Source organism: Streptomyces vulcanius (assembly GCF_042653945.1).
Classification (GTDB): Bacteria; Actinomycetota; Actinomycetes; order Streptomycetales; family Streptomycetaceae; genus Streptomyces; species Streptomyces mangrovi.
Genome location: NZ_JBHSFK010000045.1, coordinates 43,065 through 64,640, shown reverse-complemented (window position 1 = coordinate 64,640; position 21,576 = coordinate 43,065). Strand labels below are relative to the sequence as shown.

The window sequence follows — 21,576 nt, the reverse complement described above, 5'->3', positions numbered from 1 at the left end:
CGCGTCCCGAAGCCGAAGAAGACCAGCTGACGAAGCAGCCCTGGGCCGACTGCCGATCGGCCGAGGGCACAAACGGCTCCATGGACCGCTACCGGCCCGGACCGCCCGCCGCAGTGGCCGGCCTGATCGCCGTGCAGGCGTCGCGCGCCGGGCAGCCGGCCGAGGGCTATGAAGCCTGGTACATCACCCCGTCCGTCTACGAGATCGCGTACGGCCAGGACGGCACGATGCTCGGCATCCGCCTTGACGTGCCCGTGCTGATGAAGAAGCCCGTACGCGCCGCCGCACGCCCCCGCCTCACCGACGAGCACACGGCCCTTCTGCGCCAGGTGCTCGAACTGGAGTCACACGATGCCTCTGGACTGGAATCCGACTACGCTCGCCCTGGTCGACGACGACTACGACCGCGCCAACGCGAGCGACGGCCACTCTCGCTGTGACAGCCGTGTGGCCAGGGCGCGGTGAGTTCCGTGGCCGAGCCCCGCATTGACCGTTTCGGTAGGCGGTATGAGCTGACCTCTCTTCAGAAGCGGCTGCTGCCCGGCGTTCTCGTGTACGTCAGCAGTGGACCCATCGCCCGTGACGGCGTTGTCTATGAAGGCCATGCGGCCCGCTGGTTGGCCAAGGTCATCAGGCACGCCAGCCGGGGATTCACCGCCGTCGAATGCGTCGACCCCAGGTTTCACTACCAGGGGCCCCATCAAGGCATCAGGGTCGGTTACGGCATCGAACTTCCCACCGACCGGCTCAGCCTGGCGGATTGCGACGTGAGCGCCACCATGCCGCCGGAGCGGGACGACGACCTGTGAGCACCGACCCCTTGGCTGTGCCGCGCCTGAAGTGGCGGCGCGTCAACGACGACCAGTTCGTCACTGAGAACGCCGCCGACGTCGGCTGGAGCCTCGACCGCTATCCCACCGCGTGGTCCCGACGGGGCAAGAACGCCGACTGGTCACGGAAGTGGTGGCTGCACACGGCCGGGGATGAGCTCGACCCCGAGGTGCACGAGACGTGCCCGATCGTCACCAGCCGCCAGGTCACCGCCCTCAACCGGCACCCCGACATCCTCCGCTACGCCGACGTGCTCGCCGCGGGCTGGCACAACATGTGTCGGCGAATCCAGAACGGCCAGCCCCACGCTGAACAGGTCATACGCCGAGGCCACCAGTACGCCCGCTGTCCGTCCTGCTCGGCAAGCCCGTCATGGTCCACCCGCAGCCGCTCCTCAACGAAGCGCGCCGCCTGGGGCAGTTCGAGCGCCGCGCGCACGCGGCCGAACAGGCCCATCGGAACGCTGGCCTGCCGCTCCCCGACATCGAGAGGTCGTGAACCGTGAGTACCGATGCATTTGACATACCCAAGGCTCCCGTCGAGGACCGCCCGTCCGGCTTCCACGAGTTCGACGAGCAGGCCGCCATCTTGCGGGACACGCTGGTCGCGGCCGGTGTGGAGCTCGGCGCGTACGAACGACTGATCATCGACTGGCTGTCCCGCTGGGAATGGGCCACGGTCGCGGTCATCGCCTCATGGGTGGCGCGCGCTACCGCGAGCCGCGAGCCGGCGTCCGCCGTCGCGTTTCCGGGCCGGTTCGACGCGACCCCGGTCCAAGTCGACCAGCACCTGCGCCGGATCCTCGCCGAGGACACGTACCTGCGCTACCAGCAGGCCATCGGCGGCGCCGCAGTCCGCGAGGCCGCCCAGGACATCACCGACGATTCCTGGAGCCGTCGCAATCCGTTCGGCCGGTACGAGCGCGAGGAGTACGAGGCCGGCATGCGCAAGGCCTCGGAACTGGTGGACCCCGCCGAAAGCGGCGGCCCGTACCCGTCCCAGCTTCTGTGCTCCCAGCACGACGGCTTCGGCCCGTGCCCGGGCGCGCCCCGTTGCACCCTGCGCGACACCACCGAGGACCCGCGATGACCAAGCAGCCGCCAGACCGCTCCCCGCGCACCGTGGACTGCCCGCCGCCCCCTGATGGCTGCGCCGCGACAGCTGGCGAGCCGTGCCTGAGCCACGGCGGAACCCGCGTGCGCCACTCCTTCCACCAGGCCCGTACGGCCGCCTGGGAGGCAGCACGGATCGCCGCGGTCCCGGCCGCCAATCTCATCTTCGACGCGAAGGCCCGGCGCGGCATGCACGGCAAGGACGCCGCCGAGCTGCTCGACAAGAACGGCTACAGCGTGGAAGCCGAGCAACTGCGCCGCGCGGTGTCCGAGGCGCATGGCCACATGTCCGCCAGGCAGGCCATTGCCTTCCTCGTCGACCATGCCGAGGGCGGTGAAGGCCAGTGAGCGCCCGCGACGATCTGACACCGGAGCAGCGGGCCACACTCGCTCAGCAGATGGGCGACGCGCAGCCCGCTCGGAACTCACTGCTCATGTCGTTCGGCAAGGCGATCCAGGACAGCTGTGAGCACGAGCACCCGAAGTGGGAGGACCTGTTCTGTCGCAACCTTGTGGCCTACATGGGCGAGAAGGCTGCCCCCATCCTGCGCCGGCTGCTCGACGCAGAGGCAGAGGTCGACGGGCTGCGTGACGAATTGGCCGAGGAGAAGGCGGACCGGAACCCGCTCTGTTGCCCGGCGCTGAAAATGCCGACGAAGCAGGCGTTCACGATGCCGATGAAGATTCCGACGAATCGGACAGGCTCGTCGGCAAGGTGTCGCACAGATGCGTAGGGGGCTGCCCGTCGTGAGTGCGGATGGTCGTCCGGCCGCCCCTGCGACGGCGTATGGGCAGGCAGCAGCCAGAAACGGCGTCGGTGGCTCGCAGCTGCTCGGCGGTACGACGGGCCCGGCGCAGCCAGCCGCGCACGGTGCCCTCCGGGGCGCCGAGCGCGGCGGCGATCTTCCGGTGGCCGTGCCCGCGTACCGCGCCCACCAGGGCCCGGCCCAGGAATCGCACGGTGTACGCGCGGCGGGGCAGCAGGCCGACGTCCAGCACCACATGCGTGCGCCGGCAGCCGGTGCAGCGGGTCCGGTCCGGCCGCGCCGTGACCAGGTCGCCGCCGAGGTCACGGACGGTCCGGGGCCGGGCCTGGCCCCACGGCTTGAGCGCGGCATCCGGCGGGCCAGCGCCTGCCGGGCCGCCATCGCGTCCGCTACCTCGATCATCGTCCATCCCGTCAGGCTCCGGCCGTGCGGCCGAGCAAGGAAAGGGGCACCTCGTGTTGCACCCTGGCGCTCAACGCCCCAGCGGCGCAAGAGCACCAGGCTGTCCCCGGAGCACCGACACCGTGCCGACGAGTTGCCCCGACGCTCACCGGCTGCACCACGGGCTTCGGGCTCACGGTCTCCTTCATCGGCAAGGTGCCGCCGCCTACGAACCCATTCACGCACCGACCCCATCGGCACACTCAACGCCCCATCCACGCCCGCGATATCGGCATCTTGAGTGCCGTCTAACACCCCCCTCCTGCGCGGTCTGATCGTGAAGGCCGCTAAGGACCGGGACCTGTACATCAGCTGGTCGGGCGTCGCCAAGGGACCGACCAGCGTATGGACCCGGGCCGAGGCCCTCGCCTACGGCTTCCCGCGTTCCCGCCTCGACCGCGCCGATGCGAACGGCAGCAGCGCCATCGACTACCGCGACGGCTATTGGGACGACAGCGGGTTCATCGACGAGCAGCGGAGCTGGCTCCGGCGGGACCACATCGGCGACTACGCCCAGCGCTACCTGTCCGGCCAGGAGGACGCCGCGTTCGATCTGTTGGAGCCCTTCGAAGGAGAGACGGCGGTACGCCGATGAACACCCGTCGTAGCTTCCTCAGAGCCCTGGCCCGGCATTTCCTGGGCGGCGTCACGGCTGGCCTGATGGCCAACGGAGCCTGGTTCCTGGTCACGGAGTCCATACCCTCGCCGCTGACCGGCCTGATCGTGGCCGATGCTGCGGTTGGGCTGTGCCTGGTCGTGCAGTACGCGCGCTCCGCCGCAAGTGGCAGTCGGTGCTGGCCTCGTACGAGCGCCCGGCCCTTGGCGAAGGCATCGACATTCCGCACCGGTCGCCGGCCGACGAACCGGACGGAGGCACGGTATGAGTGCTCGCGACACCCCCATCGGCATCCTCCGACAGTGGGCCGGGCAGCAGGATGCCGCGCCCGAGACGCCCGAAGCCTTGGTGGCCGCCTCCGACGCCGAGCTGCTGGCGGCTGGGCCGCAAAGATCCGCAAGGTCGGTACCGCGAAGGGCTGGTCGACGTGGGCCGCCGCGTTCATGGACCCCGACGTCGAGTTCGTCGACACCGGCATACCGTCGACAGAGACCATCGTCGCCGAGCTGTGCCCCGGCTTCCAGCGGCCCCGCCGCCCGCAGAGCACCACTTCGGCTGGCCAGGCCCCGTGCCCGGGGGCCGAGTGCAGGTGCATGCACGAGCTTCCGTGCGCGGCGGGCTGGATCGACACCGACGAGCAGGAGTCCGAGCGGGACAGCGCCCGTCACCCGCCAGACGACACGCCCTTGTTCCAACTGCCGCCCCGAGGCGGCCCAAGCCCTGGCCGACCAGATCCTCACGCGCGGCCAGCAATTCTCGAAGACCCATAAGCGCAAGGAGCGCTGACATGTTCTCAGCCCAACCCACAGAGACGCGCCCCCTGACCTGGCGCGAGGAACTGACCCACGACCTGGCCGACGCCACAGAGAAGACGCGGGCGGCCTGGCTGTCGCAGCGCAACGTGGTCGCCACCTACCTGCGAGCCGTCATGCCCCACCTGGAGGCGGCGTTCCACCGGGGCGGTCTCGGCCACCTGCGCGACCGGGGGATGCTCCCACCCTCGCTGACGCACCCGCTCACCGGCCGCGAGAAGCAGGTCATCGTCCGCGTGGCGCGCGGCATGTCCAACGCGAAGACCGGCGCGGACTTGTGCCTCTCCGAGGAAACGATCAAGACCCACCTGGGGCGCATCTACAAGAAGACCGGCACGCACGACCGGGCCCACGCTGTCGCCCTCCTGCTGATCCGGGGCGACATCACGGCGGCCGACGTTCTGGAGCCCCTGGATGACGACTGTTGACGCCCTCCTCCCGCACCGGGAGCCCGGTCCACCTCGTCGAAATCCGGCGGCGTGGCGACGAGTACCCAGCCGCTGCGATGGCGGGCACGGTGCGGCGGCTGCCAGTTTCACAGCGCCACTGTGAACGTCTGGCTCCGCGACGGCTCGTATCCCATCGAGGTGGCCACGCTCACCGACACCGCGGAGTTCCAGGACTTCTCCTGGGGTCACGGGTACGAGCGCGAGATGCCGCTCGACACCCCCATGAAGGAAGTGGCCGACGCCGTCCTCGCCACGTTCCCGGCCCAGGAGAAGCAGAGCGTGCTGGTCGGCTGGGCCCCGTACGACAAGCCGGGGCCTCCGTTCAACGGAGGCCCCGGCTTCGTCATGCCGTCGCGCTCGCCGCCTCCCCACAACATCCCACCGCACGTCAGAGAAAGCGCAGCACACTCATCATGACCAAGCCGACCAACCCCTACGCACACGCCTACGCGGACTTCCTGCGCGAAACCACCGAGCACCAGCTCGTGGTGCTCCACGATGACGGTCTCTACCGCCATCTGCGGATCCAGAAGCCCGGCACGCGCGCGTGGTCCTGGGACATCACCACCTGGCCGGGGCACCTGGCCACCTCCGGCGACATCGCCGAGGGCTACATGTTCACCCGCGAACTGGACATGATCGACTTCCTTAGCGTCTCCAGGAGGTACCGCGCCTACTACTCCGACGGCGCGCCGAGCATCAACGTGCGCTACTGGGCCGAGAAGCTCTGCGGCGGCCGTTCGCACGAGGTGAAGAAGTACGACGCTGACGTATTCCTGCAGCTGGTGCGTGAGCACCTGGCGGAGCACGAGGAGATCGGCGACGAGGCACAGGCATTCCACGAGCGGCAGCTCACGCTGCTGAAGCAGCTCCATGAGCTGCGCGGGCTCGACGAGGCAGCACAGATGGAGCTCCTGAAGACACACTGGGTGGCCGAGGCCAGAGTGACGCACTTCGACTCGAGTTCCCACACGACGCTCGCGCGTCAGCGCCGCGACGCCGCCGCGGCTGCTGTGGACCGACTCTGGAGCGCCGACGACCTTTCGGACGAGCAGTTCGATCGGCTCGCCAAGGAGCACGATTGGAACGGACTTGCCGGTATTGCCATCGAGCGGGAGTCCCCGGCCGAACGCGCCGCTGAGATCCTCGACGAGGCCGGGACGTACGTCGGCTCCGAACACGAGGCGCGCCAGTGGCTGCACGAGAACTCCGAGACCTTCGGCGAGGACACCTGGGAGTGGGACCTGCGCAACTACGACATCCACTTCCTGTTCACCTGCTACGGCATCGACCTTGCCGTGCGGCTCTACCGTGAGCACCGGTCCCAGCAGGCTGAGACCCCTAAGGCCACACTCCTCAGCAACCGCTTCCTCCGCTTCCTGGTGCGCAGCTTCCGCGCGCTCGGCCGACCACGACGGCGGGCCAATCACCCAGCGGCCGAGGCGGTGCAACCATGAGCCGCCGTCCGATCCAGGACCCAGTGATCGACGCAGAAGGTGACAGCGAGATCCACCCCGCCTTCGGCGTCGCGGTCGTGACGCGGAGGAGCGGCGGAGGCCGTTCGCTGTTCCAGTCCGACCTGCTCCACAACGAGACCGTCTCGCTCTCAGTCCACGAGGCCACGCGCGAGCGCGACCTCAGCCACGACTGGGTACACCCGGGCCGAGAGCTCGTGGAGATCGAGATGAGCCTCGCCCAGTGGGGCTCGCTCGTGTCCTCCATGGGGCTCGGCAGCGGCGTGCCGGTGACCATCCGGCGTACCGAGCACGATCCCGTCGTGCCCGAGATCCCACATCAGCCCCGCACCGCCGAGAGCCTGCGGGAGGTCCGCGAGGTCACCGACCGGATGTACGCCCGTGTCAAGGCCGCCACAGCGGCACTGCACGAGGCGATCCACGAGAAGAAGGGCGTGAGGGCCACCAAGGAGGCACTCAGCGCACTGGAGAACGCCGTAGCCGGTGCGGGCAGCAACGCCCAGTTCACCGTCGACTCGCTCGTGGAGGCCGGCGAGCAGGTCGTCGCCCAGGCCCGCGCCGACATCGAGGCCCACGTCCTGGAGGTTGTCCGGCTGACGGGTGCTGAGTCCTCCATCGCAGCCTCGTCATTCGATGCCCCGGCGCTGCCGGGGCCCACTACCAGCCGAGGGGAGCCCACCGATGTCTGAACTCACCGTGCCTGACGAACTGTTCGACGCCGATTTCGCCTCCCACGAGCACAGCCTGGCCGACCGCTTCGACTGGATCATCCAGGACGGCCAGATCATCCACGCTCCCGTCGTCGGCTGGACCTGGGCGTGCCCCAAGTGCGGCGAGTGCGGGACCTTGCCGAAGGACCCTGTCGCCCTCGCCTCCCCGCACGGAACGCAGCACGCAGCGGGCCCGTTCGACACCCTCGTGCCACTCCCGGTCTTCGTCGTGCGCAAGGTCCCTCCGACCACGCCGTCAAGCACGAGCTACCTCGCCGAACTGCTCGCCGAAGCACCGCCCGCCATGACCGTCCGGGAGTGGCTCGCCGCCCGGGGCCCTGCCCTTCTGGGAACAGAGGTCCACCTGGCTCTATGGCACATGGCGCGCCGCCATACGGCGGAGGATCTCGTTCAGCGGTGGCGGCAGACGCGGGATGCCGCCGAGGCCGCGTGGGAAGAAGTCCTGGTCGACAAGATCCGCCGTCATCCGGCCTACCTGCACCCGGTGTACCCCATGGTGGCGGTTCTGGCACGGTTTTGGGCCGTGGACGGCAAGCGCGGGCCGTTCTGGGACGGCACGGGCGTCCGTCTCGTGGCCGAGGACGGCAGCGAGCTGTGCACCTTCGATCTCGGCGACAGCCCCGAGACGACTGCGGCCCTTGACGCCCTGACCGAACTCTGCCCGCCGCGCTGGGAGGAAGACGAGCGGGACACGCTGCTGTGAGACCGCACCCGCCGCCGGGTGGGGCGCGGCACCCATGCCGCGCCCCGCTCCTCTTCCCTGGCGGAGGACGACTTCGCCACTCTCGCCGGCTGGGCAGCAAGCATCAGCACCTACCACACACCCGGAGCACACCGATGACCGAACGGACCAAGGTGTTCACCGCCGACATCGCCGAGCGCGCCGTGCGCGTCACCTGGCCTGACAACGACCGCGGCGGGGCCACGCCACCACCGGACGGCTGGCAGGACCGAGCGTGGGCACAGGAGCCGACATTGCATGAGATCGACGAAGGGTCGGTGTCCGGCTGCTCGATCCTGCGCTGGCGGGAGGACCCGCGCCCGGATCCCGAGTTGATCGGCGCGTCGCTGGCACTCGTCACCGGCAGGCCGCAAGCTGCCCCGCCTGCCGCCGCGCCGCCTGCGGACCGGCCTCTGCCCCCGCTGCTGATCGGTGCGCAGGTCGAGGCGTACGCCCTCGTGGTCCGCCGCCAAACCTGCGATGACCTTGCGGGGGAGCTCCGTAAAGACGGCCAGGTTCTGGCCGCCGATCTCGTGGACGAGAACCGCGACTTCACCGAGATATCCCGCTCCCTGGCCGCCATCCCCGCCGCACCGAAGACGGAACACGGTGCCTACTGCACCCCCTTCGACTGCCGGTGCGGCTGCGACCGGGCCCAGAACTGCCTCGACTGCCACCGCTGCGTGTGCTGGCGCGCGCAGTGCTGCGCCCAGGTCGCCACCGACTACGCCCGCGCACGGGCCCGCAAGACCGCCCTGCGGGCACTCCTGGACGCCGTGGGCCCGGTGATGCTGACCGAGCTGCGGGAGACCGTCGCCGAGGCCGAGGAAGCCGCCCTGCGCGACACGATCGCCCGCCGGGTCCGCTTGCTCACGCCGGCCGACGGCCCCCGCTACACGCATGCCGTCTTCGCGGCCTATGACTCCAAGCTGGGCATGGGCCATGCCGACTACCGCCTCCACGACGTGGAGCTTCACGAAGACGAAGACGAAGACAAGCACGAGGACGAGGGCGGGCCTGCGACCGTCGACCTGGACGACGATGTCCTGTCCGCCGCGCTCGGCACTCTCGCCGGGCTGCTGCGCCCCGACGAAGGCGCGGACCTCGCCGTCGACCTCACCGACTGACCCCGAACACCGAAACGGCGGGGCGCGCGTGGCCTAGGAGATCGCCCGAGGGCGCCTCGCCGCAGCGCTTCTGGCCGCGCGCCATACGAACCATGCGCGCCCTGCACCCCTTTGCTTCAGTACCCACTAGGAGAACCGCGCCATGTCCGCGATCACCACCGCCCCAGCCCAGGTCGGCAATGGCAAGGCCGTGCACTACGTCCGCAAGGACGCGTTCCACTCCCACACCATCGGCTGCGGTCGACCAGTGTCCCGGGAGCTGACCGCCCAGGAGGCCGCCGACCGCAAGGCGTGCGGCCCCTGCAAGCGCGCCGTGGAGGTCCTGGCTACCGAGCCGCCGGCCGAGACCGAGGCCCCCGCCGCCGACGCCGCCGAGCAGGCCTCGGCCGCCCCGGCGGAGGACAACCAGGCCGCCAAGGTCGCCGACATCGAGCGGCGCGTGCGCCCCCTGGATGCCGACACCGTCACGGCCGCGACCATGTTCGACCCGGAGCTGACTTACTACACGGACGGCACCCGGGTGGTCATGCGCGCCAAGGACACCGAGCGCACAGGCACCACGTTCGGCATGGCGGACGGCGCCGCACCCTACGCCTACCAGGCCGTGCGCTGGGACGACGGTGGCGCCGACCTGGTCGCCCCCCACGTCCTTCACCGCGCCGACCACAACGACCGGGCGCGCCGTCAGGAGCTGGTGACCGAGGTCGCCGCCCGCACCCTCGTCATGGCCAGCCACATCACCGCCCACAGCTTCCAGCCGATCGACCAGGCGGACGGTGAGCGCATCGCCTGGACGTTCCGCACCGGAAACGGCGCCCGCGCCCGCTACCACTGGGTGTCCGTCCGCAACGTCGTCAGCCAGGGCGACGGCAGCGAGTACCGGTGGCAGGCCGAGCAGGCCGCTCTCCTCGCCCGCCGCACCAGCTTGGACGAGGCACCCATGGCCGAGCACATCGCCCTGGTGGCCGCCGAGCCCACCGAGGCCATGAAGCGCATGCTGGCCGCCCTGGAGCAGGACACCGTCAAGCTCAAGGAGGACGGCCCGGGCCGCTGGGCGGTCGTCCGCGGCGGCACCTTCCTGGGCACCGTTCACGACGAGGGCGTCCGCATGCGCCGCGGCCGTTACGCCGCCTGGGCCCCCTACGCTGAGCGCCGCGACGGCAAGGTCGGGTTCCACCACGACCTGGACGCGGCCAAGGACGCCGTGGCCCAGGCGTGGCCCGTGGAGGTTGCCGAGATCGCTGGCGAACTGGGCGTGCCGGTCACGCAGGTGATGGAGGTCGCCGAGCAGGTCGACCAGGAATGGAAGGCCCAGGGACGCCGCGCCGTCCTGCGCGCCGAGGCGTACGCGGGCACGGACAGCCGGGTGACCCAGGCCGCTGCCGCCGAGGTGCGCCGCCGCCTGGAGGTGCCCTTCCACGGCCCGGCCGACTACGACGGCCCGACCGGCCTGTGCGGCTACGACGACCACACCGCGCCCCTGCTGTCCTCCGGCAAGCTCGCCCAGCACGACCGCCAGCAGGGCGTCATGTGGGGGTGCCCGGGGAGCTGCCGCCCCGCCCGCGGCAGCCGCGAGGAGCTGACCATGCGCGACACCACGGCCGTCTTCCACAACCCGCCGCGCCCCCGGGGCCTGGCCTGCCACGCCAAGGACGGCGACCTGGTGGTGGTCGACGGCCAGGCGATGGAGGTCAAGGGCCTCCAGGTGGACACGACCACCAACGCCCACGTGTGGCTGGTCCTGGACCGCGTCAGCGCCGGACCGCTCCGCTTCACCCTGGAGGACCGGCTGGAGTACCGCCGGCGCGTGCGCCGCGTGGACGTGCCGTGCCGGGAATGCTGCATGTACGTGGTCATGGAGGTGGACGAGGCCGTGGACGGCGTCCCCAACACCCGCCTGTGCGGTCTGTGCGACCGCCCGCAGCCGGGAGAGATGACCGAGGACCTGGCCCGGGCCCGCGTGGCCGATACGTACCCGCACGCAGAGGCGTTCCAGGCCGAGCGTACCGAGCACGGCCGCCTGACCGGCTACACGTTCCGGACCGGCCGCCTGCACTCCGCCCGGTACGGCTGGATCACCGCGGCCGGGACGTACGCCCAGGCCCTGGAGGACTACCGGTCGCAGGCCGCCGCCATGCTGCCCATGGCCGTCCGCGACGAGCAGGCCGCCCGCCCCTGACTCCTACCCCCGGCCGGGACTGCCGACCTGGATGACGAGGTTCTGTCCGCGGCGCTCGTCGCGACCGTCCATCCATCAGGGCCCGTGCCCCGGCTCCGCACCGTGCGGGGCTGGAGCACGGTCTCCTCTTTCTCTTGCCCGTCTCGCCTCTCAGAGACGGAGCGATCCGGAATTCGACGCCCTTATCGACTCGACGAGAATCGTCGTATGCGAGTCGATGACAAGCTATTTCCGACTGATTAGGCTGAAGCTATGACTCACAACAGCAACGCTCACGACAACGGCGCTCCCGACGCCGCGCTCCCGAAGTTCTCCGTCAATGTCGTCCCGACCGACCAGCTCAGGCGCGAGGACCTCGCCACGATGGTGAACCTCTATCGCCGCGGCGAGATCACGCCGCTGATCTTCGGCGACGACAACAAGCCCGAGGCCGCGATCGTCCCCTTCGCCGCGTTCGTGCGCCTCATGAAGTACGACCACGCGGCCCACGTCCACGCTGAGGCTGCTTTCCAGGCCGAACTCTCCCGCCGCATCCAGGAGTCCGACGCCTCCGGCGAGGCGAGCATGACCATCGAAGAGCTCGCCGAGAGCCTCGGCCCGCTCGGTCAGCAGTGGGCGGATGAGCATCGTGCTGCCCAGCAGGAGAAGCGTGATGAGTGAGCGTCAGCCTCCCTTCCGCCTCCTGCCGACGACCGGTCTCAAGCAGGACCTCCAGACGCTCCACGACGCCGCGGTGATGCACCCTCATGGACCGGAGGACCGGCTCCTGCGCGTGGCTCTCAACCAGCTGGGCCGGATCAAGCAGGGCGCGCCGAGCACACACCCGCTGGAGTACATGCCCAGTTATCCCGACCTCTCTGATTGCGAGACCACGTATGTCGGCGCGGATCCGAATACGAAGCCCTCGCACCGGATCGTCTGGCGGGAGCGCGCGCCCCAGCGCCCGGGCGAGCCCGTCACCCGCGAGGTCATCGCCCTGGGTGAACGCGCGAACGGGCAGGCCTACTACATGGCCGGCCAGCGCCTCGGCCGCCCCGTGGGCTTCACTCTCGCCGAGCTGGCCGCGCAGCGCGAGCCGATCGCGAGTCCCTCGCGACCTCGACGGCGCTCGATCGGCAGCTTCGACACGCCATCCATGAACGAGCCAGACCTCCAGTTCGAGTGACCTGGAATCCCCTATTCTGCCGACCATTGAAGACTTCTCGTAGAATGGAGGTAATAGCGATTTGATAAGAGTGAGATGGTGGCGATGTGCGACTACGAGCCAGCGGCCCAGGTGGTTGCTCCTGATGCCGAGCCCCAGTCCAGCGCCGCCATGGGACGCCGCCGGCGGATCGGTCCTCGTTCCGCCCTCTTCGTACGGCGCGGCATCGGACTGGCAATCGCCCTCGGCATGGCCTACGGCATCTTCCACATCATCTTCCGCACTGAGGTGTTCGCCCCCGTACTGGCCTACGTCGGACCCGTCAAGGACTTCATCGGCTGGGTGGTCGAGGACCCGGGGCGGGCCTGGATCGCGCTGGCGGCCCTCGTCATCCCGCACATCGGGCTGTACTACCTGCTCTTCGAGGACCGGAAGTAGGACGGGGCGTCATGTTCGGGGCCATGTTCAAGAGCGCTCACGACCGCGGCCATGTGCCATCACCGCTCTCGGTCTGATCAGCGGCGTCAGTCTGGCGGTCATCGTCGGATGGGTCACCGGCTTCTTCGCCTCGATCACGAGCACCGTCGCCGGCCTGTGGAACAACTTCATGGGCTGGATCAACCCCCCCGCTGGGGTGGGAGCACCTCCTCGCGGAGCCGGCGTGCTCATCGTCCCGGGCATCGTGCTCGTGCTGATCTTTGCCATCGCCGACGGCTGAGCCTCGCAACTGGGCTCGTCCCGCCATAAAGAGAACCCCCGTGATGCCTGTGCATCGCGGGGGTTCTCTTTTTCTGCTGGCTCCTCGTTGCCTACGATGCAGCCCGTAGCTCACGATCCTCAACGATCTTCTCGAACTCGTCGGCATCCTCGATCATCCCGTAGGTCTCCGGTGGGATCTCATCCTCGTTGCCCCCCAGCCGGCGGTTGAAGGTGCTCGACGCGGAGAACTTCAGCACCACGTAGTCGTCGACGTTGCTCTTGCCGAAGCGCACCTTGTGACCCTTGTGGGCCTGTCGGTAGAAGCGGCCGAAGCTCGTGAGCACGACCGTCTCTCCGCAGCTGACCGCGCCCGTGAGTTCGCCGAGCAACGACTCGTAAACCTTGTTCACCACCCGGACCGGCAACCCGCTGCGAGTCGCGACCCGAGAGATGAACTCGCGCTTGCTGACACGCGGATTCGTCGTCGTCTCCATGCCCACACCCTGTCCTGTCGTCCTTCATGCCGCGATTTCGCTGAGAAACCAGTCTATCGAAGATAGTAACGAGCTGAGAAGGAGTCGCGGGCTTATCGAGTTCCACTCGCTACGCTTGTCGTGGCCCATTCGGCTAAGGCTCCAGATCCGGCTCGATCTCCTCCCGGTCGTCCTTGGGCTCGTAGTCGACCGACTCGATGATGTTCCGCGTGTTCGGATCGCGGCGCTGGTTCACGACCCTGTCGTGGGACTCCTCGAACTGCTGCTGCGCCGCCACACGGTGGGCCGCATCGAGCTTCGCGCCGATGTTGCGCTCCCCGAACTCCATCACCGAGACCAGCAATGACTTCGTGCCCTGCTTGGTCCCGTTGACGTGCGGCTTGTTCTGGGCCCGCTGCTGCTCCCATCGGCTCCTGTCCTCCGGCGTGACGTAGCCGAACATCTGCGCGAAACGCGATCCGAACCTGACCTGCTGTCCCTCATTCTCTTCCTGGCTCATGACCCTTCCTCCTGCTCCTTGTCCGTGTTCTCGGATCCCCTCAGGCGGGCTGGTAGTCCTCGGAATCGGCCTCAGTGTTCGGGCCGTCGTTCTGCGGGCCGGCCTCTCGCTCGGACGACGGGCCCGTAGGGCTCGACCGCGGCTTGAGCCGCTGCTCCTCGAAGAAGGCACCCGGGTCGTCGACCGCCGTCTGCAGCGTCTGCTGCCAGTTCTTCCCGAGGCTCCGCTTCAACTCGGCCTCAAGATCCGGGTACTTCTCGTTCGCTACCTCCATCGCGTCGACGTAGGCGTTGGAGTAGACCCGCTGCTGCTCCTCGGGTGAAAGACCGTCGATGTCCATGCTCGCGATCATCACCTCGGACTGGTCCAGGCGGTGCTGGAGCATGTCGGGCAGCCCGCTGGTGTCCAGGCCCTGCTTCTGCGCCGCGAAGCCGACCAGGTAGCCCAGCATGTTGCCCCCGTAGCCCTCCTGATCGCCGCGGTCCAGCGCGTCGAGCATCGAGGTCTTCATCGTCTCGGCGAGCTGGACCTGGTGGGCGTCCGCGCCCATGGGCCGGCGCAGCGTGAACATCCCGTCCTCGGGCAGACGCTGGCCCAGCTGGTCGTCGAACTCCCCGCTCCAGACCATGCGGACTCTGTCCGAGCCCGTGATCCGCTCCTCGTGCGCAGGGGCCTTGACGATCCGGCCGTGGGCCACGCCGTTGAACATCGTGCGCAGCTCGGGCTCGTACTCCATCCGCTCGCCGATGATCATCCGTGCGCGCTGGACGACCTCCTGGCGCTCCAGGCCGTCTTCGCGCATCTGCTCGTGCAGCCGCTTGCGCATCGCCCGGTAGCTGTCGCGGATCAGGCCGGCGTCCGCGCCCGGCTCACGCATCTTCCAGAAGGCGTTCTCCATGAGCGCGACCTCGGTCATGGCTGCCGAGTCCGGAGTGAACATCTCCCGATGGCCGCGCTCACGGTGCTGCATGGCGTCGAAGCGCTTGCGCCACTTCTTCGTCAGGTGATCACGCGGATCGGGGCTGCCGATGAGGCGCTCGCGCCGGACGTCGCTCGGCACATCCTTGAAGATCCTCTGCCTGTGCGCGATGCCGCTCCTGGCAGAGGCGACCATGCCGCGGGTCCTGGTGTCGATACGCTGCTGGATCTTGTCCTTGAAGGGCTGGAGGTAACTGTCCATCTCCTTCTTGAAGTCCGGGGCAAGCATCCGCATCGCCATCACCATGCCGACGGCCTGGACGACCGAGTTGGCATTCACCCCTCGCGAGAGCGGCTTGAGACACGACTGCATCATCATCTGCATGTAGACGTGGTGCATGACGCCGAACTCCTGCGTCCGCTCCTCATCGTTGAAGCCGGGCACCAGCAGCTTCGAGTCCCGCAGCGAGGCCATGTACTTCTCGCCGGCCAGCCGCGTCTCCGCCCGGAGCTTGAGCAACTGCTCGCGCTGGCCCAGGCCCTCGACCTCGTCCTCGGTCCGGTCGACGTCGATCCAGCGCGCGCGCTCGCGGTCGGCCATCCGCTCCTGGGTCTTCGCGCCGAAGAACCCACGGGCACGGTCCCGGAGCCGCTCGCGCCAGGCGCGCGAGCGGTCGTCCTCCGGTCCCGGCTCGTCGATCACCTCGACGTCGATCGGCTCGTCCGAACGCGATTCCCAGTAGGCATAAGCACTGCTCTGCGGCTCGTCGGCCTGCTGCCGATCGTCGTCAACCGGTAGCTCCTTGGTCGCTCGCGGGCGGCCCGCAGGGCCCGTTCCCGGTTCCTTGCGCTGTGCCATCTCAGTACCCCACCCCGTAGTCGTCGTCGCCCTGCGGCTGATCGATCTCGATGCTCGGCGTGTAGACCGGGCGTGACGCGCCCACGCCCACGGCATGCGCAGAGCGTCGGTGGGAGCCGCGGGTGCGGGGGGTCCCCGCGTCCTGAGAGATCACGTCGCGCTTGACCACCGAGTCGTCGACGGCAATCGCATCGCTGTCCAGGCTGTGCGCCTCTGCGGAGCTCAGCTGATCGAGCTGCCGGGACATCTCCGACCGGGCCTTCCGGGTCCCCGAGGACGCGAACTGCTCGTTCTTCTCGCCGTCGTAGACGCTCTCGCGGTTCTTGGCCGCCTGCACGAGCGCCTCGAAGCCGCCGCCGTAGGCCATCCGGTCCATCACGGTGCCGGCCAGCGACGGGTCCTCTTCGAGGTTACGGATGAGCCCGGTCTTCGGGTCCTTCAGCGCACTGGCCACGCGGGCCAGGTAGTCCGGGTTGACCGTGACGCCGAAGCCCTCCTTGGACTCGTAGAACTCGATGAACTGCTTCTCCCACTCCTCGGCCGTGGCCTGGACGGGCTCACTGTCGAGGAATGCCGTGCGCCACTGACCGGGGCCGACGTGTTCGATGCTGCGGCCCCTCCAGAGCTCGCGGCCGGGGCCCTGGAGCATCGCGTACTTGTGCCGGGCCTCGGCGGCGTCGTGCTTGGCCTGCAGGATCGACTGAGTCACCGGGTAGGTGACCTCCAGGACGGCCTTGAGATCTTCGCCGCGCAGCGCGCGCACGGCGCGCTGGCTGAACGAGCCGCCCAGGCCGGTGCCGTGGGCCTTGATCGCCGTGGCGAACATCGAGGCTTCCTGGTCGGCCTGCGTGATGCCGGGCGTGCCCTGCGCATCGCCCAGGTTCCGGGCGTAGTCGGCGAGCTTCTTCTCGCTGCCCTTGGCCCCGGTCTCGACACAGACCTCGCGCACGCTCTGCAGGTGCGCCTCGCGGTCCGAGAACGTCAGTGCCGCACCGAACTCGCCACGCTGCGCCTGGCGGTACAGCGCGCTCAGCTCCTCCGCCACGACCTGCTGGTCGAGCTTGATGTCCTCAGGCGACTCTGCGCCCGTGAGCGCCTGCAGCCGGAGCCGGTTCGCTTCGCTGCGCGAGCTCTCCAGCTCATCGGCCAGAGCAGCGTCCTTGGACAGCGCGACCTGGGTGTCCAGCGAGACCTGCATGGCCAGCGGGTGCGAGCCGTCGCTCTTGACCACGCCGGTGTCCAGCAGGTTGGCCGGCACCGAGAGCTTCGCCAGGGCTTCCCCCTTGGCGGCCTCGCTGTGCAGCTTCACCACGGCGACCGCGTCGCCGTCGAAGTCGCCGTCGAAGCAGGCGTCCATCACCGGGTTGATCGCGGCACCGGTGAGCCGGTCGTCGATCGCTACCCGCATGTAACGCACGCCGGCGTCACGGAGCACCGGGTCACGCCACACCAGCGCGTGGTCGCCCTCGGTCAGCCCCAGCTGCTCGGCCTTGACCGAGCTGAGCGCAACCTGGTCGACGTCCAGCCGCGGGTCCGCGGTCCACACCATCGTTGCCGAGTCGGTCAGCCGCGAGGCCATCAGCCCGGTCTTGAAGATGTTGTTCTTGCCCGTGAGCACCCGGTTCTGCACGTCGGTCGTGATCGCCTCGAAGGCGCGCTGAGCGTGCGAGACGGATTCGCTCATGCCGCGACGCACCTCGGCGCGCTTCTCCGCGGACAGACCCTGGCTGTCCAGCTGCTCGGTCATGTAGCGGTAGCGGCAGGCCTCGACGAAGACGTCCTGGTAGCTGCGGGTGTAGTCGTGCGTGACGGAGGACCCGTCCTCGAACTCCTGGCCACTGCGCAGATGCGAGGACATCACCGGCAGCTTCCACGAGCTCGCGCTCACCGTCTCGGTCTGCTCGCCGGTCGGATACGTGAGCGGGAACGGGATCTCCATGTCGCCGCCGCGGTCGCCGATGAGATCGCCGAAGGACTTGCGCATCGCCGTGGTGTTCAGTCCCGGGAGCTGGCCCTCCTTGCGCGGCTGAGTGCGCAGCAGCTCGGGCATCGGGATGAACCGGCGCTCGGGGCGCTCGTCGAGGTCCTCGGCCTGGCCGATCACCCGCAGCGTGCCGTCAGCCTCCATGTCCATGCCGGTCACCAGCAGGTACTCGCGCAGGTTTGACTCGGCCCCGCTGTTGTGGTCGTAGAACTCGCGCATGATTGCCGGGCAGTCCTGAGACTGCAGCGCCCAGGCCAGCTGCGAGGAGGCCTTACGGCCCTTGCCGGCACGCACCTGCTCGTCGTCGTAGATCTTCGTCTTCTCGTCGACGGCCATGTGGGTGACCACGAAGCGCATCTCGCCCAGGGCACTCGGCCGCAGTTCTCCGTTGGGGGAGCGCAGGTCGGAGACGTTCCCGCTCATCAGCTCGCGCGCCGAGCCCGCGTTGCGCCGGGAGATCAGGCTGAACGGGCTCATCACCACGTCCAGGCCCGGGTTGGCCCGAAACCAGTTGATCTCTTCGACGACATCCTGCTCCTGCGCGTCCTGCAGCGGCATGTCCCGGTCGACGATCAGCGAGATCACACCTTTGTTGCCGTGCAGATCCGAGATCTTGTCGCCCACGACGAGATCGCGCTCCTGGCCGCCGGCCCCGCGGATGCGGTGGCGCTCGGCGAACTCCTTCGACACCACGATCGGGTCATCAGCCGTCCAGCCGCCGAAGGTCATCAGTGCCGTCTTCGCCGGCGCGGTGACCTCAGAAGACTGCAGGATCGTCGAAGCCGTCATCTGCTGGCGGTCGAACGGGTCGTACCGCAGCGTCTCGAGCTCGGGGAGAGCCATGAGCGGCGCACGCTGCCCAGCCACGCTCTCGTCGCCCGGCACGATCCGCCCGTCGGCGTCGACCTGGGCCTGAGTGGTCAGGTACCGCACGATGCCCTGGTTGGTCGCGCCTCCGGTCATCACCGGGTCGAAGTAGCCGCTGGGCGCAGCGACGTTGTTCCGGTCCTTTCCGGTGAGCACTGTCATGTTCCGCCCGCCGGTGAGCCGCCAGGCGTCGAAGCGGTTGTCGTCAGCCGGGTCAGTTCGGTTGCGCTGGGCCCGGTACTCGGCGTAGACCGTCGAGCCGGCCTTGATCTCGTTGGAGTAGCGCACGCGGCGCGCCTCGGTCTGCAGGATCGCGGCGGTCCACTCGTCCAGGTGCTCCTTGATCTTTCCGGTGGACTCGTCGAGCTGGTACGTGGTGGCGCGCTCGATGAAGTCGACCGGGTGCTTCGTGCCGTACAGCTGCGAGTAGACCGCGTTGAGCGAGGAGGGCTCGCCGGTCTGGCTGCGCCCGGCGACGAGGTCGCCGGCGATCTGGTACCGGATGCGCTCGTGCATGAGCTGCTCGTAGCCGCGCAGGCGCGTGCGTTCCTCGACCGAGGTCGGAGCCTCGCCCGGAGGCTGGGCCGTGATCGTGGCCTCGTAGCCCGGCACGACCAGAGCGTTCTCCCCGCTGGCGAAGGCGGTGGTGATCTCGCCGTACTCGCCGACATCGAAGACCTGGCCGATCTCACCCGAGATCGGAGTCCCCTCGCCGTCACGGCGCAGCTTCTCGCCGCTCCAGCGGATGACGCCCTGCTCGTCGACCAGGATCTCGGAGACCGTCGCCGCATTGCGCTCGATGCTCTCGCGCACGGTGGCCCCGATGCGCCGCATGAACGCAGATTCGTGATCGGCGATCGGCATGGAGCGCTCGGCGTCGAAGCGGACGAGCCGGTCCTTGAACCGGGTCGTCTGGAAGGTCGAGCCCATCATCTCGTCGGGGGAGACCCCGCAACGACGAAGCGCCGAGGCGAGGTTGTCGAGGTTCGACCACTGCCCCGTGGGGCTGGTCATGTACCGCGCCACCCGGTCCGGGTTGAAGCGCTGATCGGCCCACTCGCCGTCGACGTCGTGAGGCTCCGCCTCCCAGGTCCCGATGAGCTCGAAGGGGACGTCCTCGGCGTGCTGCCGAACTTTCTCGACGGCGGTGCCGCCGTAGACGAGGTTGCCCATCTCGGGCACCTCCTCGGCCGGCAGCTCGCCGATCTCCTCCAGCCGTTCCTGGTACATCTCCTCGGTCGCACCCGGGCGCAGCAGATCGCTGTGCGCGCCGGTGAGCACGTCCCAGTAGGAGCGCTGGATCGCCGCGACCTCGGAGTCAGCCGAGTAATCCGGCGGCTCGACCGCATCCAGGTCTCCGCCCGTTCGTTCCAGCTCTGCCTCAGCGCGAGCGATCAGGTCTTCGACGCCAAGAGCTGACTGCAGATTCTTTCGCGCGCTCTCGACGGCGGCCTTCGCGTAGGCCTCAGCGGGCTCGGCGTCGACGAAGAAGGTCGGCAGGGAGCGGTTCTTCGCGTCCCGGCGCAGCATCACCTTCGACCCGGGCCGGGGACCGGACTCGCCGGGCGCCACGTAGTCGCCGACCACGAACATCGACTCCCGGTCGACGTGGTAGCTGTCGGGCACATCCACCACCGTGCGGCCCCGGCGCTCCTGGTGCGTCGTGCCGGTCTTGCCGGCGGCGTGCCCCGGAAGATCCGTGCGCTCGACGCGGTGGCCCTGGGCGAAGCGCAGCAGCTGAACGGCCTCCGCCGGCGAGGGGGAGTAGACCGCCATGCCGCCGGGGACCCGGTAGTTCGTCGAGTAGCGCAGCACGGTGCCGTTGTCATAGATCCGGGCTCCGGCGTACTCCTCCTGGCGCGTGTCGGTGAGACGGATCTCCATGCCGGATCCGGCGACCTTCGCCTTGATCTGACCGGGCTCGCGGTCGCGCATCACCTGGTAGGCCACGCCCTGGGCCTTCAGCTCTTCGAGCAGTGCTGCCGAGCGTGCCACGGCGCGCTGGGACATGAAGCGGTTGCGGTCGACACGGTTCGTCTGGGGATCCCGGCCGCCGTCGATGACCCACTCGCGGACCTGGTCGTACTCCTGCTGGCTCATCTTGTCCATCAGCGCGGTGAGTCCAGCGGCGTCGTCGTTCGTCATCGCTCGGCCGGCCTCGAAAGGCTTGCCTTCGTCGTCGATGCGCCAGAGCACCATGTTCCCGCGCCGGGGATCGGCAAGGGTCTCCACCTCGCCGCCGGCCACGCGCCCGATCGTCTCGTCCGGCAGGTACACCAGCGCAGTCCCGGCGCGCTTCACGGTCGCGCGTTCGGACCAGTCGGGGGTGTAGGGGCTGATCGGCAGCCGGGCCGACTTCGGGTCGGCCTGGGCACCGACGCCGGTGGCACGGGTGAACTCCCGCTGCGACTGCTGGTAGCGCTCGTTCTGCGGGGAATGGTCACCGAACTGCGGCTCGTAGTCGGACACCTTCTCCGCGAATGCCTGGTCGATGGCGGTGAGGCAGTCCGTGACGCCCAGCCGCGGGTCGGCCAGCGCGGCGCCCCGCCGGCCGAGGATCTCGTCGACCCGGGCACGGATCGCCTTGGCCTGGGAGATCGGAACGACCTGTCCGGTCTGCTCCCTGGCCTGCTCGACTGCCTTGTAGTAGACGTACTCGTAGAAGTACCTGCGCAGTCCGTGTGCCTTCTTCATAGCCAATCAGCTTCCTGTGGATGCTCGGGGTTGCATAAGTATCTATAGAGCCTACCCGGCTTATCGAAAGGAAGTGAGAGGCTATCTTGAAAGGTCAGTATCGAGGCAGTCTCCCTTAGTCGAGAGACGACCTCGGCACTGGTCGTGATCCTTCTCT

Annotated in this window: 22 protein-coding genes; 17 read left to right on the top strand and 5 right to left on the bottom strand. The window is 68.9% G+C overall.

Annotated elements, in window-relative coordinates; all coding sequences use genetic code 11:
- The first annotated feature begins 80 nt into the window (after window positions 1–80).
- From ACFPIH_RS45405 to ACFPIH_RS45380, 6 genes are read left to right on the top strand one after another with little or no spacing between them, the layout of a single operon-like run.
- The gene (locus ACFPIH_RS45405; protein WP_381184710.1) at window positions 81–440 is read left to right on the top strand and encodes a hypothetical protein; all 360 of its coding nucleotides are present in this window, start codon (window positions 81–83) and stop codon (window positions 438–440) included.
- 30 nt (window positions 441–470) lie between these two features.
- A complete protein-coding gene (locus tag ACFPIH_RS45400; RefSeq protein ID WP_381184708.1) occupies window positions 471–809 on the top strand; it encodes a hypothetical protein in 339 nt (112 codons plus the stop codon).
- Window positions 806–1,336, top strand: coding sequence for a hypothetical protein (locus ACFPIH_RS45395; RefSeq protein ID WP_381184705.1), 531 nt, complete (start codon window positions 806–808; stop codon window positions 1,334–1,336). Before ACFPIH_RS45400 ends, ACFPIH_RS45395 begins: the two co-directional genes overlap by 4 nt.
- The gene (locus tag ACFPIH_RS45390; protein WP_381184702.1) at window positions 1,333–1,920 is read left to right on the top strand and encodes a hypothetical protein; all 588 of its coding nucleotides are present in this window, start codon (window positions 1,333–1,335) and stop codon (window positions 1,918–1,920) included. The genes ACFPIH_RS45395 and ACFPIH_RS45390 overlap by 4 nt, the downstream gene beginning before the upstream one ends.
- A complete protein-coding gene (locus ACFPIH_RS45385; RefSeq protein WP_381184700.1) occupies window positions 1,917–2,291 on the top strand; it encodes a zinc finger domain-containing protein in 375 nt (124 codons plus the stop codon). The genes ACFPIH_RS45390 and ACFPIH_RS45385 overlap by 4 nt, the downstream gene beginning before the upstream one ends.
- Window positions 2,288–2,677 carry a hypothetical protein gene (locus ACFPIH_RS45380; protein ID WP_381184697.1) on the top strand — a complete coding sequence of 130 codons (390 nt, stop codon included), beginning with the start codon at window positions 2,288–2,290 and terminating at the stop codon, window positions 2,675–2,677. Before ACFPIH_RS45385 ends, ACFPIH_RS45380 begins: the two co-directional genes overlap by 4 nt.
- Here ACFPIH_RS45380 and ACFPIH_RS45375 read toward each other — a convergent pair.
- Window positions 2,610–3,119 (bottom strand): hypothetical protein, encoded by a 510-nt coding sequence (locus ACFPIH_RS45375; RefSeq protein WP_381184694.1) that lies wholly within the window; start codon window positions 3,117–3,119, stop codon window positions 2,610–2,612. The two genes, ACFPIH_RS45380 and ACFPIH_RS45375, sit on opposite strands and share 68 nt — an antisense overlap.
- Before the next feature lie 273 nt (window positions 3,120–3,392).
- Here ACFPIH_RS45375 and ACFPIH_RS45370 point away from each other — a divergent pair, with 273 nt between their 5' ends.
- From ACFPIH_RS45370 to ACFPIH_RS45320, 11 genes are all read left to right on the top strand, one after another.
- On the top strand, window positions 3,393–3,746 hold the full coding sequence (locus tag ACFPIH_RS45370; protein ID WP_381184691.1) for a hypothetical protein: 354 nt from the start codon (window positions 3,393–3,395) through the stop codon (window positions 3,744–3,746).
- 808 nt (window positions 3,747–4,554) lie between these two features.
- On the top strand, window positions 4,555–5,007 hold the full coding sequence (locus tag ACFPIH_RS45365) for a helix-turn-helix domain-containing protein (protein ID WP_381184688.1): 453 nt from the start codon (window positions 4,555–4,557) through the stop codon (window positions 5,005–5,007).
- A gap of 120 nt (window positions 5,008–5,127) precedes the next feature.
- Window positions 5,128–5,445, top strand: coding sequence for a hypothetical protein (locus tag ACFPIH_RS45360; protein WP_381184685.1), 318 nt, complete (start codon window positions 5,128–5,130; stop codon window positions 5,443–5,445).
- Complete coding sequence (locus tag ACFPIH_RS45355; RefSeq protein ID WP_381184682.1) at window positions 5,442–6,485, top strand: hypothetical protein; 1,044 nt, start codon at window positions 5,442–5,444, stop codon at window positions 6,483–6,485. The genes ACFPIH_RS45360 and ACFPIH_RS45355 overlap by 4 nt, the downstream gene beginning before the upstream one ends.
- Window positions 6,482–7,192 carry a hypothetical protein gene (locus ACFPIH_RS45350; RefSeq protein WP_381184679.1) on the top strand — a complete coding sequence of 237 codons (711 nt, stop codon included), beginning with the start codon at window positions 6,482–6,484 and terminating at the stop codon, window positions 7,190–7,192. The genes ACFPIH_RS45355 and ACFPIH_RS45350 overlap by 4 nt, the downstream gene beginning before the upstream one ends.
- Window positions 7,185–7,937 (top strand): hypothetical protein, encoded by a 753-nt coding sequence (locus tag ACFPIH_RS45345; RefSeq protein WP_381184677.1) that lies wholly within the window; start codon window positions 7,185–7,187, stop codon window positions 7,935–7,937. Before ACFPIH_RS45350 ends, ACFPIH_RS45345 begins: the two co-directional genes overlap by 8 nt.
- 134 nt (window positions 7,938–8,071) lie before the next feature.
- The gene (locus ACFPIH_RS45340) at window positions 8,072–9,082 is read left to right on the top strand and encodes a hypothetical protein (protein ID WP_381184674.1); all 1,011 of its coding nucleotides are present in this window, start codon (window positions 8,072–8,074) and stop codon (window positions 9,080–9,082) included.
- Window positions 9,083–9,224: 142 nt separating this feature from the next.
- On the top strand, window positions 9,225–11,261 hold the full coding sequence (locus ACFPIH_RS45335) for a hypothetical protein (protein WP_381184671.1): 2,037 nt from the start codon (window positions 9,225–9,227) through the stop codon (window positions 11,259–11,261).
- A gap of 252 nt (window positions 11,262–11,513) precedes the next feature.
- Window positions 11,514–11,921 (top strand): hypothetical protein, encoded by a 408-nt coding sequence (locus ACFPIH_RS45330; protein WP_381184668.1) that lies wholly within the window; start codon window positions 11,514–11,516, stop codon window positions 11,919–11,921.
- Complete coding sequence (locus tag ACFPIH_RS45325; protein WP_381184665.1) at window positions 11,914–12,426, top strand: hypothetical protein; 513 nt, start codon at window positions 11,914–11,916, stop codon at window positions 12,424–12,426. Before ACFPIH_RS45330 ends, ACFPIH_RS45325 begins: the two co-directional genes overlap by 8 nt.
- Before the next feature lie 84 nt (window positions 12,427–12,510).
- Window positions 12,511–12,843, top strand: coding sequence for a hypothetical protein (locus tag ACFPIH_RS45320; RefSeq protein WP_381184662.1), 333 nt, complete (start codon window positions 12,511–12,513; stop codon window positions 12,841–12,843).
- 371 nt (window positions 12,844–13,214) lie between these two features.
- Here ACFPIH_RS45320 and ACFPIH_RS45315 read toward each other — a convergent pair whose 3' ends face one another.
- The 4 genes from ACFPIH_RS45315 to ACFPIH_RS45300 form a co-directional block, all read right to left on the bottom strand.
- Window positions 13,215–13,598: an HU family DNA-binding protein gene (locus ACFPIH_RS45315; RefSeq protein ID WP_381184660.1), complete on the bottom strand. Its 384-nt coding sequence runs from the start codon at window positions 13,596–13,598 to the stop codon at window positions 13,215–13,217.
- A 133-nt stretch (window positions 13,599–13,731) separates the two neighbouring features.
- On the bottom strand, window positions 13,732–14,097 hold the full coding sequence (locus ACFPIH_RS45310) for a hypothetical protein (protein ID WP_381184657.1): 366 nt from the start codon (window positions 14,095–14,097) through the stop codon (window positions 13,732–13,734).
- A gap of 40 nt (window positions 14,098–14,137) precedes the next feature.
- Window positions 14,138–15,874: a hypothetical protein gene (locus ACFPIH_RS45305; RefSeq protein WP_381184654.1), complete on the bottom strand. Its 1,737-nt coding sequence runs from the start codon at window positions 15,872–15,874 to the stop codon at window positions 14,138–14,140.
- A 1-nt stretch (window position 15,875) separates the two neighbouring features.
- Complete coding sequence (locus tag ACFPIH_RS45300) at window positions 15,876–21,419, bottom strand: hypothetical protein (protein WP_381184651.1); 5,544 nt, start codon at window positions 21,417–21,419, stop codon at window positions 15,876–15,878.
- Between the last annotated feature and the right edge of the window lie 157 nt (window positions 21,420–21,576).

Excerpts from the sequence above, each read along its gene's own strand:
- ACFPIH_RS45405 (WP_381184710.1), top strand. The coding sequence starts at position 81 with ATGGACCGCTACCGGCCCGGACCGCCCGCCGCAGTGGCCGGCCTGATC.
- ACFPIH_RS45385 (WP_381184700.1), top strand. The coding sequence starts at position 1,917 with ATGACCAAGCAGCCGCCAGACCGCTCCCCGCGCACCGTGGACTGCCCG.
- ACFPIH_RS45375 (WP_381184694.1), bottom strand. The coding sequence starts at position 3,119 with ATGGACGATGATCGAGGTAGCGGACGCGATGGCGGCCCGGCAGGCGCT.
- ACFPIH_RS45365 (WP_381184688.1), top strand. The coding sequence starts at position 4,555 with ATGTTCTCAGCCCAACCCACAGAGACGCGCCCCCTGACCTGGCGCGAG.
- ACFPIH_RS45355 (WP_381184682.1), top strand. The coding sequence starts at position 5,442 with ATGACCAAGCCGACCAACCCCTACGCACACGCCTACGCGGACTTCCTG.
- ACFPIH_RS45350 (WP_381184679.1), top strand. The coding sequence starts at position 6,482 with ATGAGCCGCCGTCCGATCCAGGACCCAGTGATCGACGCAGAAGGTGAC.
- ACFPIH_RS45345 (WP_381184677.1), top strand. The coding sequence starts at position 7,185 with ATGTCTGAACTCACCGTGCCTGACGAACTGTTCGACGCCGATTTCGCC.
- ACFPIH_RS45340 (WP_381184674.1), top strand. The coding sequence starts at position 8,072 with ATGACCGAACGGACCAAGGTGTTCACCGCCGACATCGCCGAGCGCGCC.
- ACFPIH_RS45335 (WP_381184671.1), top strand. The coding sequence starts at position 9,225 with ATGTCCGCGATCACCACCGCCCCAGCCCAGGTCGGCAATGGCAAGGCC.
- ACFPIH_RS45330 (WP_381184668.1), top strand. The coding sequence starts at position 11,514 with ATGACTCACAACAGCAACGCTCACGACAACGGCGCTCCCGACGCCGCG.
- ACFPIH_RS45325 (WP_381184665.1), top strand. The coding sequence starts at position 11,914 with ATGAGTGAGCGTCAGCCTCCCTTCCGCCTCCTGCCGACGACCGGTCTC.
- ACFPIH_RS45320 (WP_381184662.1), top strand. The coding sequence starts at position 12,511 with ATGTGCGACTACGAGCCAGCGGCCCAGGTGGTTGCTCCTGATGCCGAG.
- ACFPIH_RS45315 (WP_381184660.1), bottom strand. The coding sequence starts at position 13,598 with ATGGAGACGACGACGAATCCGCGTGTCAGCAAGCGCGAGTTCATCTCT.
- ACFPIH_RS45310 (WP_381184657.1), bottom strand. The coding sequence starts at position 14,097 with ATGAGCCAGGAAGAGAATGAGGGACAGCAGGTCAGGTTCGGATCGCGT.
- ACFPIH_RS45305 (WP_381184654.1), bottom strand. The coding sequence starts at position 15,874 with ATGGCACAGCGCAAGGAACCGGGAACGGGCCCTGCGGGCCGCCCGCGA.
- ACFPIH_RS45300 (WP_381184651.1), bottom strand. The coding sequence starts at position 21,419 with ATGAAGAAGGCACACGGACTGCGCAGGTACTTCTACGAGTACGTCTAC.